This window comes from Radiobacillus sp. PE A8.2 (assembly GCF_045635475.1).
Lineage (GTDB): Bacteria > Bacillota > Bacilli > Bacillales > Amphibacillaceae > JBJGXI01.
Genome location: NZ_JBJGXI010000051.1, coordinates 26,144 through 40,312, shown reverse-complemented (window position 1 = coordinate 40,312; position 14,169 = coordinate 26,144). Strand labels below are relative to the sequence as shown.

The 14,169-nt window shown below is 37.8% G+C and carries 16 protein-coding genes and 1 other RNA gene; 14 read left to right on the top strand and 3 right to left on the bottom strand.

Annotation, left to right across the window (positions count from 1 at the left end; translation table 11 throughout):
- Positions 1-125: 125 nt before the first annotated feature.
- The 3 genes from ACI6MV_RS20750 to ACI6MV_RS20740 all read right to left on the bottom strand — a co-directional run bounded on the left by ACI6MV_RS20750 (position 126) and on the right by ACI6MV_RS20740 (position 3,767).
- Positions 126-1,145, bottom strand: coding sequence for an LCP family protein (locus tag ACI6MV_RS20750; RefSeq protein ID WP_407272236.1), 1,020 nt, complete (start codon positions 1,143-1,145; stop codon positions 126-128).
- Positions 1,146-1,766: 621 nt separating this feature from the next.
- Entirely contained in the window at positions 1,767-3,056 is a 1,290-nt protein-coding gene (locus ACI6MV_RS20745; protein WP_407272235.1) for a LysM peptidoglycan-binding domain-containing protein, read from the bottom strand.
- Positions 3,057-3,239: 183 nt separating this feature from the next.
- On the bottom strand, positions 3,240-3,767 hold the full coding sequence (locus ACI6MV_RS20740) for a cysteine hydrolase family protein (RefSeq protein ID WP_407272234.1): 528 nt from the start codon (positions 3,765-3,767) through the stop codon (positions 3,240-3,242).
- 189 nt (positions 3,768-3,956) lie between these two features.
- Here ACI6MV_RS20740 and tadA point away from each other — a divergent pair, with 189 nt between their 5' ends.
- The 14 genes from tadA (at position 3,957) to yabA (ending at position 14,164) form a co-directional block, all read left to right on the top strand.
- Positions 3,957-4,418 carry a tRNA adenosine(34) deaminase TadA gene (gene tadA / locus ACI6MV_RS20735; protein ID WP_407272233.1) on the top strand — a complete coding sequence of 154 codons (462 nt, stop codon included), beginning with the start codon at positions 3,957-3,959 and terminating at the stop codon, positions 4,416-4,418.
- Positions 4,419-4,570: 152 nt separating this feature from the next.
- Positions 4,571-4,836: signal recognition particle sRNA large type (gene ffs / locus ACI6MV_RS20730), an RNA gene on the top strand.
- A gap of 388 nt (positions 4,837-5,224) precedes the next feature.
- Positions 5,225-6,913, top strand: coding sequence for a DNA polymerase III subunit gamma/tau (dnaX, locus tag ACI6MV_RS20725; protein ID WP_407272232.1), 1,689 nt, complete (start codon positions 5,225-5,227; stop codon positions 6,911-6,913).
- A 29-nt stretch (positions 6,914-6,942) separates the two neighbouring features.
- Positions 6,943-7,275 (top strand): YbaB/EbfC family nucleoid-associated protein, encoded by a 333-nt coding sequence (locus ACI6MV_RS20720; protein ID WP_407272231.1) that lies wholly within the window; start codon positions 6,943-6,945, stop codon positions 7,273-7,275.
- Between the two features lie 12 nt (positions 7,276-7,287).
- Positions 7,288-7,884, top strand: coding sequence for a recombination mediator RecR (recR, locus tag ACI6MV_RS20715; protein WP_407272230.1), 597 nt, complete (start codon positions 7,288-7,290; stop codon positions 7,882-7,884).
- A gap of 14 nt (positions 7,885-7,898) precedes the next feature.
- Positions 7,899-8,111 carry a YaaL family protein gene (locus tag ACI6MV_RS20710; RefSeq protein ID WP_407272229.1) on the top strand — a complete coding sequence of 71 codons (213 nt, stop codon included), beginning with the start codon at positions 7,899-7,901 and terminating at the stop codon, positions 8,109-8,111.
- An 81-nt stretch (positions 8,112-8,192) separates the two neighbouring features.
- Positions 8,193-8,459, top strand: coding sequence for a pro-sigmaK processing inhibitor BofA family protein (locus tag ACI6MV_RS20705; protein WP_407272228.1), 267 nt, complete (start codon positions 8,193-8,195; stop codon positions 8,457-8,459).
- 615 nt (positions 8,460-9,074) lie between these two features.
- Positions 9,075-9,266, top strand: a complete 192-nt coding sequence (locus ACI6MV_RS20700) for a sigma factor G inhibitor Gin (RefSeq protein WP_407272227.1) — start codon at positions 9,075-9,077, stop codon at positions 9,264-9,266.
- A gap of 194 nt (positions 9,267-9,460) precedes the next feature.
- Positions 9,461-10,888, top strand: a complete 1,428-nt coding sequence (locus ACI6MV_RS20695; RefSeq protein WP_407272226.1) for an aminotransferase class I/II-fold pyridoxal phosphate-dependent enzyme — start codon at positions 9,461-9,463, stop codon at positions 10,886-10,888.
- Between the two features lie 19 nt (positions 10,889-10,907).
- Positions 10,908-11,540 carry a dTMP kinase gene (gene tmk / locus ACI6MV_RS20690; RefSeq protein WP_407272225.1) on the top strand — a complete coding sequence of 211 codons (633 nt, stop codon included), beginning with the start codon at positions 10,908-10,910 and terminating at the stop codon, positions 11,538-11,540.
- Positions 11,541-11,602: 62 nt separating this feature from the next.
- Entirely contained in the window at positions 11,603-11,932 is a 330-nt protein-coding gene (locus ACI6MV_RS20685) for a cyclic-di-AMP receptor (protein ID WP_407272224.1), read from the top strand.
- A 44-nt stretch (positions 11,933-11,976) separates the two neighbouring features.
- On the top strand, positions 11,977-12,963 hold the full coding sequence (gene holB / locus ACI6MV_RS20680) for a DNA polymerase III subunit delta' (protein WP_407272223.1): 987 nt from the start codon (positions 11,977-11,979) through the stop codon (positions 12,961-12,963).
- Positions 12,964-12,969: 6 nt separating this feature from the next.
- Positions 12,970-13,797 (top strand): PSP1 domain-containing protein, encoded by an 828-nt coding sequence (locus ACI6MV_RS20675; RefSeq protein WP_407272222.1) that lies wholly within the window; start codon positions 12,970-12,972, stop codon positions 13,795-13,797.
- Between the two features lie 16 nt (positions 13,798-13,813).
- The gene (gene yabA, locus ACI6MV_RS20670) at positions 13,814-14,164 is read left to right on the top strand and encodes a DNA replication initiation control protein YabA (protein WP_407272221.1); all 351 of its coding nucleotides are present in this window, start codon (positions 13,814-13,816) and stop codon (positions 14,162-14,164) included.
- Positions 14,165-14,169 lie beyond the last annotated feature (5 nt).

Sequence of the window (14,169 nt, the reverse complement as noted above, 5' to 3'; positions counted from 1 at the left end):
CCGGATTAGCAATCACTACTACGACGCATTTTACTTCAAATCTGAAGTATAAAAAACAACACATTTTACGAAAAAGAGCATAAAAAAAGACGAGGAATAATCCTCATCTTTTTCATTCATGATAGCTATTCAATTTCAACTGGATCCTTTAATAATCCAAGCTCTTCCTTCAATCGTTGAGATACTTCTTGTAGACTATCTTCATCTGGCAAGAAATAATAAGATCCATCAATAATTACATCTGGATTACCTTCAAGCTCAATCGTTTCAATGGTAGAAGCGTCCATAGATGAATAAGCGCGCTGCAGTGCATAAATTTCTGCTGGTTTTAAATTTGTTTCGACATTTTCCCCAAGAATATCAGATATTTGTCCAACCTTGAATATCGTTCCTGCAGAGATCGCTTGATCAATCGATGCTTTAATAAACTGGCGCTGTCTTTCTTCACGAGGATAGGTATTGTTTACCGCACGCTTACGCATTCTTACAAAAGCAAGTGCTTCTTCGCCAGAAAGCTTTTGTTTTCCTGCATCAAAATATATTCGATTATTACTATCGTAAATGTTTTCTTCCCAAAATCCTTCTTTTACGTCAATCGTTACGCCACCTAGTACATTAACGATGTCACGAAAGCTTTCAAAGTTAACAGCAAGGTACTTATCAATTGGGATATCAAGTAGGTCTTCCACCGTTTCAACAGCTAATTTATTTGCTCCATATCCTGTTAAGGAAGCATACGTATAGGCAGCATTAATTTTATGAAAGCCATTATATTGGTCGACCTTTGTTAATTCTACACGAGTATCTCGGTTTATCGATGTCATGGTCATTTTCTTCGTATCTGGATTTAACGTAACAACGATTTGTGTATCTGCTCGTCCATGCTCTCCACCAGAAGAGTAATCTTCAATTCCTAATAACAGGATAGAAATTGGGTCATCTCCAATTGTAACAGCTTCTTCTCGCAAATCGGATTTTTCCCCTTCACGGTCGAGGCCTTCATATGAGTCACTTGCCGCATCCAAGGCATTGACTAATACGTAAACACCAAATCCAATAATAAGAAGCACCAATATTAAAACAAGAATAATTACTCTTTTTCTCCAACGTTGTTTTTTTCTTCTATCTGCTCTTATATTATCCAAAATCATTCCTCACTTTATCCATTGCTGAGTCAACTCATAATTACCTTACGGGCAAAATCATAACCGCATATAGTTTGGAAGTGGTAACCCATATATGTGCGCATATAATTAGTTGAAAAACAGTATTATGAAAATGACTTCATTATTTAGTTCAAAACATATCATAATATATTTTACACTAAACTGATACAAAAATTTAGTTTTGTAATCAAAACGTATGAATTATGTCATATTAAGGGAACAAAAGCGCAGAACGCCGGTTAGCGACGTACGGACTGGACTGAACCGTAGGACCAGAGTAGGCTTCGACGTTGGACGGCAAGTCCGCTCTTAGTCGGCCTTCGACAAATCTGGAGTCGATGTTGACTTATCGTGTCATGAAGTGAGGGAAGTCTCGCTAGTCGCTGGCCGTGACTAATGCTTAATGTTATCCACATTTAGATATTTTAAATTTCCTATGCAACTGAGTCAATTTCATAATTACCTTATACAGCTATCTTCATCCATATATAGTTCGGAGACGGTTAAATCCGAATATATATGGATGAAGATGGCTAAAAATCAGTATTATGAAATTGACTAAACTAAAAAAAACCCGAGAAGATTAATCTCGGGATTTTTTTAGCCACGCTTTTTAATTGTGAAGTTGTCTTCTAAAAGCAGCCAATTTTGTGGAAATGCCAAGCCCAATTTCCAATAGCTGATACCTCTTAAGTTTAATTCCTTGATCAGATTAAATTTTGCTTGTATGGAACGAGCATCTTCAAACCATACTTCATGTCGATTACCTTCATTGTCGGTGTAGAAGAAGAATGGTGCCTGTGCCTCGGTATCATATTGAATTGGCACATTTTGCTCTCTAGCAAGCGTAATCGCTTGTTGAGGGCTTAGTGCTTTCGCATATTGACCTCCAGCTACATACGGTAATGTCCAATCATAACCGTATAAATTTTGCCCTAGCATAATCTTATTTGCAGGCATCTCTGTTAGCGCATATTCTACCACTTCACGGACAGGACCGATCGGTGCAACTGCCATGGCAGGTCCTCCACTATATCCCCACTCATAGGTCATTAGTACGACAAAATCAGCAATTTCACCGTGTGCAGCATAATCGTGTGCCTCATACCATTCCCCTTCTTGGGTCGCACTCGTTTTTGGTGCTAGTGCAGTTGACATTAATAGCCCAGCATTAGATAGTCGTGCTTTTGCTTTTCTTAAAAAATTATTATAGTCTTCTTTATTTGCTGGAGGCAAATATTCAAAATCAAAGTGCACATCCCTAAAACCAACTTCTCTTGCTGTTGCAATAATATTGTCTAATAAAGTGTTTTGTACAGTTTCATTCGTTACAATAATTCTACCTAACTCAGCACTAAATGCCCCTTCCTCTAAATTAGAAAGAACAAGCATTAATGTCGCATTATTATTAGCTGCAATTGTAGCAAAATCATCAAGAGGTGGTGCAATTAGTGCCCCTTCTCTTGTTACACGATAATTAAATGGTGCTAAATAGGTAAGAAATGGAGCATTTTTTCGCGCTGAGTTTACCAATGTTTCCGAAACAGTTTCTCCATATGGTTCAATGTACGCATTTGATTCAATAATTGGTTCAGGTTGTTCTGGGATATAAAGTCGAAATCCGACTTCTAACTGCTGATCAACGGAAATATTGTTTACTCTGGCTATTTCTTGATAGGGAATTCCAAATCGTTGGCCAATCGTGTACAAGCTATCCCCAGGTTGGACATAATAAAATTGACCTACAATTGGAATAACAAGTGCTTGCCCAACGACAAGATTTGCTGGCGCGTCCAATTCATTTGCTGTTTCTAAAGCGTCTACGGTTGTTCCGTAAGCATTTGCGATCGAATAAAGTGACTGCCCTCGACTAACAACATGTATTTGCAAATAAGTTCCTCCTCTTTAGGCGTAGTTATCCTTTATCAGCCTATGAGGAGATATTGGAATTGTTGACGGTTTTTCTTATGTTTAGTCAATTTCACAATACTGATTTTTTAGCTATTTAGATCCACACTTAGTTGGATCATCCTGTTCCAAAATATCTGAGGTGCAAGAAAATATGAAATTGACTCATATTGCTTCAATATTTGCGCTGAGAACAACGTGCATTAATTGCAAAGCTTGTTCGTTTTCATGGATTTCGTTGGAGGCTATACAATTTTTTGGTACACTAATAGAAAAATCACGCATATGTGCGTCATTGGCAGTAAACAGCACACAAATATTACCTGCGATACCAGCTAGAATAATATTTTGAGCTTTTAATGCTCTTAACAGAGAACTAAGCGCTGTTTGATAGAAAGCAGATAATTTTGGCTTCGTTAAAAAATAATCCTGATCTGTTGGCCGTATTTGTTCTAAAAAATCTGCATTTTGCGGATTATAACAATAGTCGAATATTTTTTGTTTGTCAGCCTGCCACATGCCATAATGGTCATTCACATAAATAACAGGCATGTGATGCGTTTTGGCAAATTGTTTTAACTTGATTAAATTTGGAGCGATTTGTTTTGTATTATGAAGTAACTTATCACCGGCAGAAAATTTAAAATCATTGATCACGTCGATAAAAACGACAGCAGTATTTTCTATTTGCATCATAAAGACTCCTTTCTTACACATACTGTTTGTTGTTTTTCGAATTTTAATAGTATTAATTTGTATTGATAATACATGCTATGCCAATTTCAATAACAGTCACATAAGGGTTTAACGGACTAGAACTTTGGTGTGATTGGCTAAAATCAGTAGAATGACAATGAATATTGTAAGAAAAGTGGGATGAAGATGACCGATGAAGAGTTTATGGAAATGGCGATACAGGAAGCTAAAAAAGCGGAAACCTTAGGCGAGGTACCAATAGGAGCAATCATCGTTTATCAGGATGAAGTAATTGCTACGGCATTTAATTTAAGAGAAGCATTGCAAACGACGGCTTCGCATGCAGAATTAATTGCGATCGACAAAGCGAATGAAAAAATAGGCAGCTGGCGGCTAGAGGAATGCACCTTGTATGTGACATTAGAACCATGTCCAATGTGTGCTGGTGCTATATTACAATCAAGAATACCACGTGTTGTATTCGGTGCTTATGATTCGAAAGCGGGCTGTGTTGGTTCGTTGATGAATCTATTAGAGGATTCAAGATTTAATCATCGCGCTGAGGTTACAGGAGGAGTGATGGAAGAAACCTGCGGCAAATTGTTGTCTGATTTTTTTCGAAGGCTAAGAGATGCAAAAAGGCGCTAATATGGTTTTTGCTATAGGAAATGAATATCCAAAAACAACGTTGGATAAAACAGAAAATATTTACAGGGCTTGAACCATTGCATTTTTGTTAAAAAGTCGCTATACTAAATCATGCACTATAAAAAGTGCAAACCAAATAGTTAGCAAATTTGCCGTGCTAGGCGGGGAGGTAGCGGTGCCCTGCACTCGCAATCCGCTATAGCGAGGCTGAATTCCCTTCTGAGGTGGAACAGCTTTAAGGTCTGCCTTAAGGGATTGGTGCTGACACTCGGGTCCTGCGCAACGGGAACCCGTGAACCCTGTCAGGTCCGGAAGGAAGCAGCAGTAAGCGGTTTTTCTCGTGTGCCGCGGGGAAGCCTGGGTCGAGCCATGAACTTAAGTAACGCTTAGGGTTGTTTCATCGAAGTTGGGTGCACGGCGTTATATTCAATAATCAAACCTCTTGTCACTTATGGCAAGAGGTTTTTACATTTATTTTGATTGTTTGTTGTGAAGGTTCACATTACATATTCGATTACGTTATAATAGAATCACGAAGTTTTTTTCCAGGATAAGAAAGTATAAAAATTCGAAGGTGTCTAGCTCCACCGCCCAGCAACTAGCGAGACTTTCTTCACCTCATGACACGATAAGTTAACATCGACTCCAGATTTGTCGAAAGTCGACTAAGAGGGGACTTGCCGTCCAACGTCGACATACCCCTTATGCAGGGGCATGTTTCCTTTATCTCCTACGGCTCAGTCCGTAATTTGCTAAACGGGGCCCTGAGCTTTTCTTAATTAAACGCTTTAGAGAGGTTTATGACTATGAGCTATCAAGCATTATATCGCGTTTGGCGTCCAAGAAACTTCTCAGATGTTGTTGGTCAATCGCATATTACCAGAACGCTACAAAACGCAATTATACAAGAGAAATTTTCACACGCTTATTTGTTTTCTGGGCCACGTGGTACCGGAAAAACGAGTGCGGCTAAAATCTTTGCTAAAACGGTAAACTGCGAACAGTCACCCGTAAAGGAACCGTGTAATCAGTGTGATGCTTGCCGTGGCATTCAAGACGGTTCGATCTCTGATGTCATTGAAATTGATGCTGCGTCTAACAACGGGGTAGAACAAATTCGCGATATAAGAGATAAAGTGAAATATGCACCTACAGCAGTAACGTACAAAGTCTACATTGTCGATGAAGTGCATATGCTTTCGATTGGTGCCTTCAATGCTTTGTTAAAAACTTTAGAAGAACCACCGAAGCATGTTATTTTTATTCTAGCTACAACGGAACCACATAAAATACCATTGACGATTATTTCTCGTTGCCAACGATTTGATTTTAAACGAATTTCCCAAGTGGCAATGGAAGAAAGAATGCGAAAGATCGTAGACGAAGAAGCAGTTGCCGTAACGGATGAAGCATTGCGAGCAGTTGCGCTATCTGCTGAAGGTGGTATGCGTGATGCACTTAGTTTATTGGATCAAGCAATCTCTTACAGTGAAGACCAAGTCGAATTAACCGATGTGCTTGCGGTAACAGGTTCTGTATCACAGGAAAAGCTTGCCCAAGTCGTTGATGCCATGTCCAATCAAAATGTACAGCAAGCGTTGCAGCATGTAGACGATATCATTCAATCGGGGAAAGACCCGGGTCGATTTGTATTTGATTTAATTTATTATTTACGTGATCTGCTTTTGTATCAAAGTGCTCCAGGATTGGAACAATTATTAGAACGAGCAATCGTTAATGATACGTTTAACCAACTTTCTGAACAAATCAGTGCTAAATGGATACAACAAGCCATAACGCAATTAAATCAATGTCAGCAAGAAATAAAGTGGACGAATAGTCCAAAAGTATTTATAGAGATTGCCATTTTAACGATTACAGATAATCAACAAAATAAATCAGCAGATTCATCCGAAGCTGTCCAGGCACTAAGTCGTAAAATAGAAGCATTGGAAAAACAGCTAACAAATTTAAAAAATCAACCAGTTGCTATTCAAGAAGGATCAACACAACCGAATACGCCTAAACGGACACCATCAAGATCAACAAAAAATGGCTATAGAATACCATTTGAGCGAATAAGACAAGTGCTCGGAGAAGCATCTAAAACCGAACTAAAACAAATTCAAAGCAACTGGGGTAATTTTTTAGATGCATTAAAAAAACAAAATGCACCAGCACATGCTACAATTCAAAATAGTAAACCAAGTGCTGCATCCGATAAAGCACTTGTCGTTGCTTTTCGATATGAAATTCATTGTTCGCTTGCTTTAGAGCATAAACAAACGATAGAATCAATATTAGCGGATATCATCGGGAAAGAAATTGCCGTTATTCCAATTCCTGAGATGAACTGGCAAGAACTTCGCGAAGAATACGTTAAAAAACAACAAGAGCAAGAAGAAGAAACAAATCCACAACAAAATGAAGAAGATCCGCTAATTGATCAGGCAAGAAAACTTGTTGGTGATGATTTGTTAGAGATTCATGATTAAAATATAAACAATTCTGAGGAGGGATTTCCATGCGTGGTGGTATGGGTGGTGGTAACATGAACAAAATGATGAAACAAATGCAAAAAATGCAAAAAGATATGATGAAGGCTCAAGAAGAACTACAAGAAATGACTTTCGAGGCTACAGCAGGTGGCGGAATGGTCAAAGTTGTTGCTAATGGAAATAAACAAATTGTTGATGTAGAAATTAAAGAGGAAGTCGTTGATCCGGATGACGTGGATATGTTACAAGATTTAATTATGGCAGCAACAAATGATGTATTAAAGCAAGTCGAAGAAAAATCGAACGACACAATGGGACAATTCACGAAAGGCATGAATTTACCTGGCGGAATGTTCTAGGAGGCAGGTCTCATGTATTATCCAGAACCAATCTCAAAGCTAATTGATAGCTTTACAAAATTGCCAGGAATCGGGCCCAAAACGGCTGTTCGTCTGGCCTTTTTTGTTTTGAACATGAAGGAAGATGACGTACTAGATTTTGCAAAAGCACTCGTTAATGCCAAAAGAGAGTTAACGCATTGTACAATATGTGGTCAAATAACAGATCAAGATCCATGTGCTATATGTCAGGATGAGACAAGAGATAATTCATTTATATGTGTCGTCCAAGATCCTAAAGATGTAATTGCCATGGAAAAGATGAAAGAATTTAGAGGAAAATATCATGTACTCCACGGTGCTATTTCACCTATGGATGGCATTGGTCCAGAGGACATAAATGTACCCAGTTTGCTCAACCGATTGAAGGACGAAGAGGTTGAGGAATTAATTTTGGCAACGAATCCTAATATAGAAGGTGAAGCGACCGCGATGTACATTTCTCGGTTGGTCAAGCCTTCAGGAATTAAGATAACCCGAATCGCCCACGGTTTACCGATGGGTGGAGATTTGGAGTATGCGGATGAAGTAACGCTATCCAAAGCATTAGAAGGAAGAAGAGAATTGTAGGAGCGGGTGGAACCATGCGTGCGAGTCGGAAGGTAAGAAAAAATGTTATGGATGAACAGCTGCTTCAGGATATTTTTCAGTTAAAAAAAGAATCAAAAAATTTAAAGTCAATTATTGAACGAAGTGTGGATCCTAGTGAAAGTGGCTTGCATGAGCTATTAATAGCTGAAGTGAAGTATTACTATTTATTAAGAGAAGCAAGGTTTAGAAACATTAGTGCACTTTAATAAATCATGTGAAGGATAGTTCTTTTTTTGTCTTGTGCTCATAAAATATAAGGAGGACAAGCAGAAGGAGGACGTATAAACTTGGATTCGACCGTCATTGTTATAAGTATGGTTGTTCTAATTGCGATATTGTTAATTGTAGGTGCTCCGTTAAAACCAATGCGTTTTGTTGCACAGTCAGGGGTTAAACTTGTCATAGGAGTTTTATTTCTGTTCTTTTTTAATGTATTTGGAGCGTCATTAGGGTTGCATTTACCAATTAACATTTTCACAGCGGTTATTACTGGATTTCTGGGAATACCTGGATTAGCTTCACTTGCAGCTATGCATATTTTTATATTTGGTTAGAAAGGGCTATCGTTAAGGTAGCTCTTTTTATTTTGTGAAAACTGTTGTTGTTATTGCGCAAAACAGCTAAACTCTGGTTTAACTATATGGATAGTGCTTTCACCCGCTCCAGAAATACACTTTGCTTTCCGTGGGGGGCTAGTGAGCCTCCTCGTCGCTTCGCTCCTGCGGGGTCTCACTTAGGCCACTAGTCCCGCAGGACAAGGAAAGCTACGACAGCGATACATCGCACGAAGAAAATTGGGTTGTATTTTCGAGGAGTCAAAGTGTATTTCTTCCGCTGACTTAGGATCTTCTGCTTTTAACGCTCTACCTACCATTAGAAAACCTATGCAGTGGAGGCAGAATACTTCGCTCCCCGCGGAAAGCGAAGTATTCTGACGGAACGGTGTCAAAACACGCACCTTTATTATTAAAACGTTACGTCGGATTTCAGTTCAATTATGAAATATGAAAAAACCAAATTTACGAAGCGTACTTTTTTATAAAAAAATTTTAACTGTACAAACAAGATTAGATTCCTTTTTTCATAGACTAAGATATATGTATTTTCTAAGATTTTTTTGTATAGGTTTCGTTAGATTAGGAGATACTAAGCTAACGGAGGTGGAGAAAATGAAAGTCATCGAACATAATGAGACTTGCGGCATTTGCGACCAAGAAAAAGCAGAAGGTTATCATTTATATAATTTGTTTATATGTTGCGAGTGTGAACAGAAGATGATTCATACAGAACCACAAGACAGTCAGTATAACTATTATCTTGAAAAACTAAGAAACTTAAATCAACCAACTTTGAATTCGTAAGTTAAAAATACCCTAATCGTCTTCCCCCTAGACGATTAGGGTATTTTTGTGTTTGCAATCGTAGCTAACCTAGAGAAGTATTGATTGCAGTTACGCAGGGGCGAGTAGTGCTGCGCATCGCAATGCTTACTGGCTATTTCGATTCTAAATGAGATACAATATGTACAATAGATGATGTGAAAAGGCGGTTGATTATGAAACAACAATCGGTTGCACCACTGTATGAAGTACTTACTAGTTTTGCTAGTTCAAAACCAGTTTCTTTTCATGTGCCTGGACATAAAAGTGGCACTATATTCCCTGAGTTAGGTCGGGATGTTTATAAAGATGTGTTATCCATTGATGTAACAGAGTTGACTGGTTTAGATGATTTACATGCTGCTGAGGGTGTGATTGAACAAGCGCAACAATTAGCAGCTGATTATTTCGGGTCAGATCAAACGTTTTTTTTAGTTGGTGGGAGTACAGTTGGTAATTTAGCAATGATTTTAGCCACATGCTCTGCAGGTGATAAAGTGATTGTCCAAAGGAACTGTCACAAATCAATTATGCATGGATTGGAGTTAAGTGGAGTTCAACCAATTTTTGTTGCACCAGTTTATGATGACAGTCTGGGAAGGTATACTGCTCCTGATATAGAAGGTGTAGTACAAGCTTTGGCAGAAAATCGGGATAGTAAAGCATTAATCCTAACTTATCCTGATTATTTTGGAAGAACATATCCTATTAAAACGTTGATCACTAATGCACATGAATATGGAATACCCGTACTAGTTGATGAGGCTCATGCTGTACATTTTTCAATAAGTGAGGATTTTCCAACATCATCATTAGAACTCGGAGCAGATGTCGTCGTGCAATCCGCACATAAAATGGCACCAGCAATGACAATGGCTTCTTTTTTACATAGTAAATCATCATTAGTATCAAGCACTCAACTAGCTTATTATTTGCAGATGCTGCAGTCTAGTAGTCCGTCTTATCCAATCTTAGCGAGCTTAGATTTAACGCGGTATTTTTTAGTAAACTTATCATCAGAGGAAGTTGTTAAAATAATTGACAGTGCTAGTCAACTTCGTAGATCGTTAGAGCGAAGCACAAACTGGAGCGTCGTTCCTTTTATTTCGGGTTTAGATGACCCTTTAAAGGTGACAATTGAAGCACATCAAGGTACAAATGGCCACCAATTAGCTAAGCTATTTGAGAGGTATGGTATTTATCCTGAATTATCGACACACAAGCAAGTACTGTTTATTCACGGATTATCCACGTTTGATGATTGGAAGCATTGGAATAATGCACTAGAACACATAAATGATCAATTAAAATTATCGACTTATCATGATACAATAGAGGAAGTAAACGTTGAACAAGAGCCAATAGTTGCTTTGCACTTTTCTTATCAAGAAATGAAAAACAAAGCGCGACAGTTTCTGATTTGGAACGATGTACTTGGCCATGTCGCTGCAGAAGCGATTGTACCTTATCCTCCGGGAATACCAGTGGTGTTAAAAGGGGAGAAGATTACTTCTAGGCATATAAAAGTGATAAAATACTTGGTAACACAAGGTACAAATTTTCAAAATAAAAACATTGAACAAGGAACAAAAGTATTTGTGTAGCTAACAGAGGAGACTGACATTGAGCGGATTTTTTATAACATTTGAAGGCGGAGAAGGTGCAGGTAAGACGACGATCTTAACCGCTATAAAAGATAAATTAATAGAAGCAGGATATGATGTTTTAACAACAAGAGAACCTGGTGGGATTGAGATTGCTGAGAAGATTAGAGCAATCATTCTAGACCCCTCTCATACGAAGATGGATGCACGTACAGAAGCATTGTTATATGCTGCCGCACGTCGTCAGCACTTAGTAGAGAAGGTAATACCTGCATTAGCTGAAGGTAAAATAATATTATGTGATCGTTTTATTGACAGTAGTCTTGCCTATCAAGGATATGCAAGAGGACTTGGAGTAGATGAAGTGTACCAAATCAATCAATTTGCTATCGAAGGTAAAATGCCAGATTTAACTCTTTACTTTGATATTAATCCTAAAGAAGGATTACGCCGAATTATAGCGAATAAAGAACGTGAACAGAATCGTTTGGATCTAGAAAATATTCAATTTCATGACCAGGTACATGATGCATATCAACAATTGCTAACAAAGTTTCCTGATCGGATCCAGAGGGTAGATGCAAAACTTTCAATTCCGGAAGTGAAAAACATCGTCTATCAGCACATTACACGTTTTCTAAAAGAACAATGACATTATACACAATAGGCAAGCATCACAGAATAGACTATAAATAAAGATGAGGAGGGGTAATCATGAAATTAATAATGGCAGTAATACAGGACAAGGATAGTAATCGACTAACCGATGCATTAGGTGGTAAAAACTTTAAAACGACGAAATTATCTTCTACAGGTGGTTTTCTAAAAGAAGGAAATACGACACTGATGATCGGCTGTGATGATGAATATGTTGATGATGCCTTAGACATTATTAGAGATAATTGTAGCCAGAGGGAACAAATGGTTGCTCCAATCTCACCAATGGGTGGAAACGCAGATTCATATATCCCAAGACCGATTCAAGTAGAGGTTGGTGGCGCAACAGTTTTCGTTGTTCCAATAGATGCCTTCTATCAATTTTAACGAAACCTAGTAATAAGATTATCGAGCAGTAAGGAAGAGATGTTATGCAATCATGGACGCACATGGCGCAAATTCAACCAATCGCAAGTAAAATGTTAAAGCAATCCATTTTGAAAGACCGTATTTCACATGCCTATTTATTTCAAGGAGATAAAGGAACAGGGAAATATGCCATAAGTTTACTACTTGCTAAAAGTATTTTTTGTAGATTTGTGCGAAATGCAGAGCCCTGTCATCAGTGCAAGGATTGTAACCGAATCGATTCTGGCAATCATCCTGATGTCCATCAGATTAGCCCTGATGGACAATCGATTAAAAGAGAACAAATATTGCATTTGCAAAAGGAATTTACGTATACAGGGCTAGAGTCAAATAAAAAAGTGTACATTATACAAGAAGCAGATAAAATGACAACAAATGCTGCTAACAGATTATTAAAGTTCCTAGAAGAGCCAAGTAAACAGACAACTGCAATATTATTAACGGAAAACAGTCAAGCTCTTCTACCAACGATTCGCTCTAGGTGTCAAATTATGTCACTTAAACCACTTAACCCTAATAAGCTTCAAGAAAAGTTGGAAACTGAGGGGTTATCTTCATCTAATGCTAAATTATTATCGTCAATGACAAATAATACAACAGAAGCATTGGAGTTAAGTAATGATGAGTGGTTTGCTAATGCTAGAAAAATAATGGTACAATTGATAGAAGTTCTCCAGACTAAACCAGATGAAGCTTTGTTATTTATTAATAACCAGTGGATGCCTTTATTTAAAGAACGTGACCAGCTGCATCTTGGCTTGGATTTGTTATTATTATGGTTTAAGGATATTATTTATTATCATATCGGAAATGAAGACTCCATTGTATTTATCAATGAAAATGAGAGAATTGAGCAATCAGCACTTTCTTGGTCTAAGCAGCAAGCAACAACAGTATTGGCTAATCTGACAGAAGCAAAACGAAATCTGAATAGCAATATACATCCTGCTTTAGTAATGGAGCAACTAACACTTCAAATACAGAGGTGAATGATAATGATAGAAGTGATTGGCGTCCGTTTTAAAAAAGCGGGTAAAATATATTATTTTGATCCAACTGACCACCAGATCTCGAATGAAGATTACGTTATCGTAGAAACAGTACGAGGAATTGAATTCGGTAAGGTGGTTATTGCAAATAAAAAAGTGGACGAGGAAGATGTCGTCCTGCCACTAAAGAAAGTTATTCGGATTGCTAGTGAAAAAGATAAGTTATCAGTTGCAGAGAATCATGAAAATGCAGAAGAAGCTTATCAATTATGTCAACAAAAAATTGTTGAACATAGCCTGGATATGAATTTAGTGGAAGTAGAGTACACCTTTGACCGCAATAAAGTGATTTTTTATTTTACTGCGGATGGTAGAGTAGATTTTCGAGAATTAGTGAAGGATCTAGCTGCTATCTTTAAAACAAGAATTGAACTGCGTCAAATTGGTGTGCGCGATGAAGCAAAGCTGTTGGGTGGTATAGGTCCTTGTGGTAGAATGCTTTGCTGTTCTACGTTTTTAGGTGATTTTGAGCCGGTGTCAATAAAAATGGCAAAGGATCAAAATTTATCTTTGAATCCAGCGAAAATTTCCGGATTATGTGGTCGGCTAATGTGCTGTCTAAAGTATGAAAATGATGATTATGAGTCAGCTAAAAAGCAGCTTCCAGACTTAGGACAAAAAATAAACACTCCTTATGGTCACGGTAAAGTTGTTGGATTAAATATTCTTGAACGCATTATTCAGATTGAAATTCCTGAAAAAGAACGCGTTGTTGAATATACATTAGACGAGCTTATTAATGAAGGAGTAATTACAACGCAAGCCACGGAATAATGGGGTGCAAGAGAGCGTGAATAAAAAAGAAGTCTTTGAACAAGTGTCACATATGGAGGAGCAAATCGGCCAGCTTTATCAAAAGCTGGGAGATTTAAAAAAACATCTAAGTGAGCTACTGGAAGAAAATCATCGTCTTTCTTTAGAAAATCATCATTTGCGCAATCGACTGAACGGGAATAAGGAAAGCGAAACAAATCAAGAACATACGACAGATAGTGATAAAGAAGTAACAATCGGAGAAGGATACGATAACTTGGCCAGGTTGTATGAAGAAGGCTTCCATATTTGTAATATTCATTTTGGAAGTCCTAGGCAGGATGAGGATTGTTTGTTCTGCTTACTTTTTTTGAACAAAACGAAGTGAATGTA

What these genes read in the sequence shown, in the direction of transcription:
- ACI6MV_RS20740 (WP_407272234.1), bottom strand. Translation starts at nt 3,767, where the DNA reads ATGCAAATAGAAAATACTGCTGTCGTTTTTATCGACGTGATCAATGAT.
- tadA (WP_407272233.1), top strand. Translation starts at nt 3,957, where the DNA reads ATGACCGATGAAGAGTTTATGGAAATGGCGATACAGGAAGCTAAAAAA.
- dnaX (WP_407272232.1), top strand. Translation starts at nt 5,225, where the DNA reads ATGAGCTATCAAGCATTATATCGCGTTTGGCGTCCAAGAAACTTCTCA.
- ACI6MV_RS20720 (WP_407272231.1), top strand. Translation starts at nt 6,943, where the DNA reads ATGCGTGGTGGTATGGGTGGTGGTAACATGAACAAAATGATGAAACAA.
- recR (WP_407272230.1), top strand. Translation starts at nt 7,288, where the DNA reads ATGTATTATCCAGAACCAATCTCAAAGCTAATTGATAGCTTTACAAAA.
- ACI6MV_RS20710 (WP_407272229.1), top strand. Translation starts at nt 7,899, where the DNA reads ATGCGTGCGAGTCGGAAGGTAAGAAAAAATGTTATGGATGAACAGCTG.
- ACI6MV_RS20700 (WP_407272227.1), top strand. Translation starts at nt 9,075, where the DNA reads ATGAAAGTCATCGAACATAATGAGACTTGCGGCATTTGCGACCAAGAA.
- ACI6MV_RS20695 (WP_407272226.1), top strand. Translation starts at nt 9,461, where the DNA reads ATGAAACAACAATCGGTTGCACCACTGTATGAAGTACTTACTAGTTTT.
- ACI6MV_RS20685 (WP_407272224.1), top strand. Translation starts at nt 11,603, where the DNA reads ATGAAATTAATAATGGCAGTAATACAGGACAAGGATAGTAATCGACTA.
- holB (WP_407272223.1), top strand. Translation starts at nt 11,977, where the DNA reads ATGCAATCATGGACGCACATGGCGCAAATTCAACCAATCGCAAGTAAA.
- ACI6MV_RS20675 (WP_407272222.1), top strand. Translation starts at nt 12,970, where the DNA reads ATGATAGAAGTGATTGGCGTCCGTTTTAAAAAAGCGGGTAAAATATAT.